Origin of the sequence: Citricoccus sp. (assembly GCF_035445025.1) — a bacterium.
In the GTDB taxonomy this organism is placed as follows: domain Bacteria; phylum Actinomycetota; class Actinomycetes; order Actinomycetales; family Micrococcaceae; genus Citricoccus.
On record NZ_DAOMPX010000089.1, the window covers coordinates 1 to 6,342 of the forward strand.

At 71.8% G+C, this 6,342-nt stretch carries 6 protein-coding genes; all 6 read left to right on the forward strand.

Translation table 11 applies throughout. The annotated features are described in order from the left end of the window. Positions 1-3,188 (forward strand): DUF4040 family protein (locus PLJ28_RS14510; RefSeq protein ID WP_324590306.1); only part of this gene is annotated, 3,188 nt, incomplete at its 5' end. A 4-nt stretch (positions 3,189-3,192) separates the two neighbouring features. Then, a complete protein-coding gene (locus PLJ28_RS14515) occupies positions 3,193-3,522 on the forward strand; it encodes a sodium:proton antiporter (RefSeq protein WP_029139211.1) in 330 nt (109 codons plus the stop codon). Beyond that, positions 3,519-5,099 (forward strand): proton-conducting transporter transmembrane domain-containing protein, encoded by a 1,581-nt coding sequence (locus PLJ28_RS14520; RefSeq protein WP_324590307.1) that lies wholly within the window; start codon positions 3,519-3,521, stop codon positions 5,097-5,099. The genes PLJ28_RS14515 and PLJ28_RS14520 overlap by 4 nt, the downstream gene beginning before the upstream one ends. After that, positions 5,096-5,506 (forward strand): Na+/H+ antiporter subunit E, encoded by a 411-nt coding sequence (locus tag PLJ28_RS14525; RefSeq protein ID WP_298042629.1) that lies wholly within the window; start codon positions 5,096-5,098, stop codon positions 5,504-5,506. Before PLJ28_RS14520 ends, PLJ28_RS14525 begins: the two co-directional genes overlap by 4 nt. Further along, positions 5,503-5,781: a monovalent cation/H+ antiporter complex subunit F gene (locus PLJ28_RS14530; RefSeq protein WP_298042632.1), complete on the forward strand. Its 279-nt coding sequence runs from the start codon at positions 5,503-5,505 to the stop codon at positions 5,779-5,781. Before PLJ28_RS14525 ends, PLJ28_RS14530 begins: the two co-directional genes overlap by 4 nt. Next, positions 5,781-6,143 carry a cation:proton antiporter gene (locus PLJ28_RS14535; protein ID WP_324590308.1) on the forward strand — a complete coding sequence of 121 codons (363 nt, stop codon included), beginning with the start codon at positions 5,781-5,783 and terminating at the stop codon, positions 6,141-6,143. The genes PLJ28_RS14530 and PLJ28_RS14535 overlap by 1 nt, the downstream gene beginning before the upstream one ends. Positions 6,144-6,342 lie beyond the last annotated feature (199 nt).

The window sequence follows — 6,342 nt, forward strand, 5'->3', positions numbered from 1 at the left end:
TGGAACGCATGTCCACCGCACTGACCCTTGCCCTCCTTGCGGTCGGACTCATCCTCACCCCCCTGTTCTGCCGGTGGTGGGGCCGCAACGCCGGATGGCCCCTGGCGGCCGTCTACACGCTCGCCGCCGTGGCGTACCTGCCCGCCCTGGCCCAGGGGACGGTTGCCCGCGCCGGTGCCGGCGGTGCTGCAGCCGCTTCACCCGCCACGTGGTCCATCCCGTGGATTCCCTCCTGGGGGCCCGGTGAAGGAGAGGGCATCAGGCTGGCGTTCTCGGCCGACCCCGTCTCGAGCGTCTTCACCCTCATCGCGCTGCTCATCGGCGCGGTGGTGCTCGTCTACTCCACCCGGTACCTGGACCCCGGCCCCAACCTGAGCTTCTACCTCGGGATGGCCCTGTTCACGCTGGCCATGGTGGGGCTCGTGACCGCGGACGACCTGGCGGTCCTGTTCATCTGCTGGGAACTGACCTCCCTGGCGTCCTTCCTGCTCATCGCCCGCTCGGGCCAGAGCGCCTTCGCCCCGTCGATGCGGACCCTGCTGGTCACCTTCCTCGGCGGACTGGCCCTGCTCGTCGCCGTCGTGCTGGTGGCCGTCCGGGCGGGAACCACGAACCTGGGTGAGATCATGGCCTCGGACCTGTGGGCCCAGGACCCCGCCTTCACCACCACGGTCGGGCTGCTCATCGCGCTGGCCGCCATGACGAAGTCGGCCCAGTTCCCGTTCCACTCCTGGCTGCCCGACGCGATGGCCGCTGCCACCCCCGTCTCGGCCTACCTGCACGCCGCCGCCGTGGTGAAGGCCGGCATCTTCCTGCTGTTGCGCTTCTCGCCGGTCTTCCACGACGACGTGCTGTGGTCCGTCCTGCTCGTCGTCGTGGGCCTGGTGACCTCGGCCGTCGGTGGCTGGCGGGCACTGCAGCAGCACGACCTGAAGAAGCTGATGGCCTACTCCACGGTCAGCCAGCTGGGGCTCATCGTGGCCGCGATCGGCACCGGGACCGAGGCCGGCATCGCCGCCGCCCTGATCCACACCATCGCACACGCCCTGTTCAAGTCCGGGCTGTTCATGGTGGTCGGAGTCGTGGACCACGCCACCGGAACCCGCGACCTGCGGCGCCTGCCGGTGCTGTACCGGGCGCTGCCGTTCACCTTCGTGGTGACCGTCCTGGGCGCCGGCGCGATGGCGGGCATCCCGCCCCTACTCGGCTTCATCTCCAAGGAGTCCATCTTCACGGCCCTCAACCACTGGGCCGCGGACGGAGGCGCGTCCGGCACGCTCGCCGCCTGGGCGGGCCCGGTCGCGCTGGCCGGAGCCGCCCTCGGCTCCGTGCTCACCTTCGCCTACTGCGCGAAGATCGTCGTCGGCGGCTTCCTGGACCCGGAGCGGCCCGAGGAGTACGGCCGGACCCGGCGGCCGGGGCGGGTGGCGCCGGCCCACGCACGGGACCACGGGCACGCCGCCGGTGCCGACGCCCCCGTGCACGCTCCCGGTGGCATCCTGGTGACCGCCACCGCGCTGCCGATCCTCGCCTCCGTCGCGGCGCTCTTCGCCCTGCCGCTGCTGGACGTCGCGGTCGGCGCCGCCACGGACACGGCCCTGCCGGGCGCCGGGGCGGAACCGCACTTCGTGCTCTGGCACGGGATCACCGCCGAACTGCTCACCACCCTCGCGGTCTTCGCCGCCGGCGTGGTGACGGTCCTGCTGCGCCACCGGCTCTGGCCGGTGCTGGAGGACGCCGGTCTGCCGTTCGGCGGTGCCTCGATCATCGAGGCCTGCACCCGGGGCCTGACCGTGGCCGGCCACGCCGTGGCCCGGCTGACCGCCCGGGACGCCGCCGCCTCGCACGCGGCCATGATGGTGGCCTCGCTGGTGGCCGTCGTGGTCCCCGGGGCCCTCCTGCTCAGTGCCCAGGGCAGCCTGCCCCCGCTGCGCGAGGGGCTGAACCAGCCGGTGGACGTGGTGCTGCTCGTCCTGCTGGCGGCCTCGGCACTCGGTGTGGCGTTCACCCGCTCGCGGCTGGGCGCCACGGTGGCCCTGTCCGCCATCGGCATCCTCATGACGGTCCAGATCCTGGCCCTCGGCGCCCCGGACGTGGCCCTGACGCAGCTGCTCGTGGAGAGCCTGACCATCATCGTCATCATGCTGGTGCTGCAGAAGCTGCCGCGGACCTTCAAGAGCCCCCGGGCCGCCCGGGCGCTGCCGGCCGCGGTCATCGCCGTGGGCGCCGGGCTCGCCACCGGTCTGGCCACCTGGGGGCTGACCGGCCGGCGGGAGAAGTCCGAGGTCGGCACGTACCTGCTGGAGAACGGCCAGGACATCACCGGCGGGGACAACATCGTCAACGTCATCCTGGTCGAGTTCCGCGCCCTGGACACCCTCGGGGAGCTGGCCGTGCTGGGCATGGCCGGCATCGCGCTGGCCGCCGTGCTCTCCACGGTCCGCAACCGGTACATGGACCCGGACCCGGACAAGGTGGCTCGCGAGGAGATGGCGACCGGTGAGGAGCACGACGGCGCCGACCGCCCGGGCGGCCCGGACCTCGGCAGCGACACCGCCCGCCGCGCCATCCTCAGTTCCTGGGGCAACATCAGCCAGCTCCAGCTGATGCTGCGGTTCCTGCTCCCGCTGCTCGCGGTCATCTCCGCCATCCTGTTCCTGCGCGGCCACAACGAGCCCGGGGGCGGCTTCATCGCGGCCCTCGTGGGCTCCGGCATTGTGGGGCTTGTCTACGTCTCCACCTCGCGGGACCGGCAGATCGGCGCGCCCCGGGCGCCCATCTACCTGATCGGCGGCGGCGTGGTGCTCGCCGTGAGCACGGGCCTGTGGAACATGGCGTTCACGGGGACCTACATGGAGCCCCAGCACGGGTACGTCCTCGGCCAGCACCTCAGCACGTCCATGGTGTTCGACGCCGGCGTCTACCTGGCCGTCGTCGGGCTCATCCTGCTCGCCTTCAACGTCCTGGGCACCGCGCGCTCGGCCCACCAGCGCCCCGGCGGGGAGGGCGCCCGCGAGCGCGTGGACGAGGCCGTGCTGGGAGAGGTGGACGGGCCGATGGACAACCCGATCGACGGCCTGCTCGCCGCGGACCGGACGGCCGCCACCGACGGAAGGCCCGCGAAACCGGTGAAGCCCACCACCCAGCACATCTCCTCCGGCACCCAGCCCGACGAATGGGGGCGGTGACATGCTGGTCCTCGCCGTGACCGTGGGCGTACTGACCGCCGCGGGCGTGTGGCTGCTGCAGCAGCGGAGCATGGTCCGCGCCATCTTCGGGCTGACCCTGATCTCCCACGCCGTCAACCTGCTGCTCCTGACCACCGGGGTGCCGGGGTGGCGTGTGGAACCGCTGATGTCCACGGCGCAGGCCGCGGACGCCGCGGATCCCCTGCCCCAGGCCTTCGTGCTGACCGCGATCGTCATCTCCATGGCCACCACCATCTTCATGCTGGCCCTGGCCGTGATCGGCCGGGACGACGACCAGGAGAAGGTGCCCGAGACCGGGGAGGAGCACGCATGACCGACCTGATGACCCCCGGATCCCTGCTCGCGCTGTTCGTGGCCGTGCCCCTGCTCTGTGCGGGCCTGTCCGTGATCCTCCGCCAGCGCGTGGTCGACCGGATCCTGCTCGTCGGGGTCCCCGTCCTCGCGATCGCCGGGGCGGTGGCCCTGATGCTGTTCCACCGTGAGGTCCCGGTGCTGGCCAGTGCCATCGGCGCCTACGAGGGTGGCATCGCGATCCCCCTGGTCTCGGACACGCTCACGGCCCTGATGCTGGCCACCACCGGGCTCGCCACGGCTGCCTCCGGCTGGTTCCTGACCCTCACCGGTGAGGCCCGGTTGCGGTTCGTCCCGGCGCTGGCCCTGTTGCTGATGACCGGCGTCAACGGCGCCCTGCTGACGGGTGACCTGTTCAACCTCTTCGTGTTCGTCGAGGTGATGCTGCTGCCGTCCTACGCCCTGATCGCGGTGACCGGGACCTGGCGGCGCCTGGGCCTGGGACGCATGTTCGTCATCGTCAACCTGGTGACCAGCCTGATCCTGCTGATGGGCGTCGGCCTGGTCTACGGATCGGCCGGGGCCGTGAACCTCGCCGTCCTGGCCGGGCGGGCCGCCGAGGACCCCCAGGTCGCCCTGGCGCTCACCGTGGTGCTGCTGGCGCTGGCCATCAAGGCCGGCGTGGTGCCCGTCCACGGCTGGCTGCCCCGGGCCTACCCCGGGACCTCCGCGGGGATCATGGCACTGTTCTCGGCCCTGCACACCAAGGTCGCGCTGTACGCGATCTTCCGCATCTACTTCACGACCTTCGAGCCGGGTTCGCCGTCCGGCGCCGCCGGGGCCGGAATGGCGTCCGCGGTCGCGGGGGTGATCGCCGTCGTCGTGCTCGCCACCATGGTGGTGGGCGCCATCGGGTCCCTCGGCGAACAGCGGTTCCGCGGTGTCCTGGCCTTCCAGATGGTCGCCGGGGTGGGACACATCCTGATCGGCGTCGCCGTGACCTCGCCCGCGGCCGTCGCGGCGGGGTTGTTCTACCTGGTCCACCACGTGGTCACGATGGCCTCGTTGCTGACCACCGTGGGGGCCGTCGAGCACACCTACGGCACCGGGGTGCTGGGCCGGATCTCCGGGGTGATGCACCGGGACCGGCTGGCCGCCGTCCTGGTGGCCCTGGGGCTGCTGTCCCTGGCCGGGCTGCCGCCCACCTCGGGGCTGTGGGGCAAGCTGGGGCTGGGCCTGGCCGTAGCGGAGGCCGGTGAGACCGGCCCCGCGGGCGCCTGGCAGACCCCGGTGTTCCTGGTGGCGATCGTGGTCTCGTCCGTGGTCACGCTCGTGGCCCTGCAGCGGCTGTGGGGCTCCAGCTTCGCGGGGGCCCCGCTCCACCGCTACTGGCCGGCCGCGCCCGAGGGGGGACGGGCGAAGGCCCAGACCCTGGAGGGTGAGGTGCGCATCCCGCTGCGCCTGCTGGCCCCCGGGACGATGATGATGGGCGTGTCCATCGCACTCTTCCTCTTCGCCGGGCTCCTGATGCCCTTCATCGACACCGCGACCGCGGGGCTCTTCGAGACCGGTCCCTACATCGAGGCGGTGCTGCCATGAGAACCGACCAGCCGCGTCACCGCAGCGCCTGGCGGTTCAACGTCGGGTCCATGATCACCTACGTGGCCTGGCTCATCGGCCAGGTGATCGCCGGGTCGCTGACCGTGGCCCGCCGCGCCGTGGTCCCCGGCCGGTTCGCGGAGCCGTCCATCGTGGCCTTCCCGCTGCGCTGCAACACCGACCTGGAGGTCACGTGGATGGCCTCCTCCATCACCATCACCCCGGGCACCCTCGTGGTGGGCACCGCCCACGGCACGGACTCAGAACCCGTGACGGTCTTCGTCCACTCGGTCTTCGACGCGGACCGGGAGTCCGTCCACGAGGGCCTGCGGGAGATGGAGGACCGGCTGCTGCGGATGACCCGCGGGCCACGATGGCAGGACCACGCGGAAGGGGACGTCCGATGAGCATCGACTCCGCGTATGACGTGCTGCTCTCCGGGGTGCTCCTGATCCTGGCCGTCGCCATCCTGCTGGGGCTCTACCGGATCTTCACGGCCTCCGCGGCCGCCGAACGGGCCGTGGTCGGGGACCTGGTGTACTTCGCGGGCATCGGGATCCTGATGATCGTCGGCATCCAGTCCGGCTCCGCGGTCATCCAGGACGCCGCCATGCTCGCGGCGTTCCTGGGCATCCTGGCCACCGTGGCACTGGCACGCATCCTGACGAGAGGGGAACGCTAGTGGAGGGGTATCAGATCCTCGCCGCCGTCCTGATCCTGGGGGGCGCGCTGCTGGTGCTGCTCTCGGCCGTGGCCATGGTCCGGGCCCGGGACGCCCTGCAGATGATGAACGTGTTCTCGCCGGCCACGGCGATGGGCCTTCCGCTCATGGTGGCCGGGGTCTTCGCGCACCTGACCGGCCGGGACGGGTTCGACTGGTGGGTCCTGCTGGTCAGCCTCGTCACCATCTTCGCCCTGGTCATCGTGTCCTCGCTGGCCTCCAACACCCTCGCCCGCGCGGTCTACCAGTCCGGGGCACCCGTGGATCCCCAGACCCACCCCCAGGACCTGGCCGGTTCGCCACGTACGTCTCCCGACGCCTGAGCTCCCGGACGCATCAGGATCCTGGCTCCTGGGGGAGCGCGCCGGGCAGGCGGGGACCGCGGTCCTGACCGCGGCACGACGCGTCAGGGGCGCTGGTCGTCCTGCGTCGGGGAGGACTTGGGCTGCTCCAGGATGCGCGGTTCGTCCGCATGCTGGCCCTTGCGCTCGGAGCTGCCGTCCACGAGGTCGGCCAGCTTCG

Bases quoted from the DNA above. Each gene is read 5' to 3' on its own strand.
- PLJ28_RS14530 (WP_298042632.1), top strand. From the start codon at position 5,503: ATGAGCATCGACTCCGCGTATGACGTGCTGCTCTCCGGGGTGCTCCTG.
- PLJ28_RS14525 (WP_298042629.1), top strand. From the start codon at position 5,096: ATGAGAACCGACCAGCCGCGTCACCGCAGCGCCTGGCGGTTCAACGTC.
- PLJ28_RS14520 (WP_324590307.1), top strand. From the start codon at position 3,519: ATGACCGACCTGATGACCCCCGGATCCCTGCTCGCGCTGTTCGTGGCC.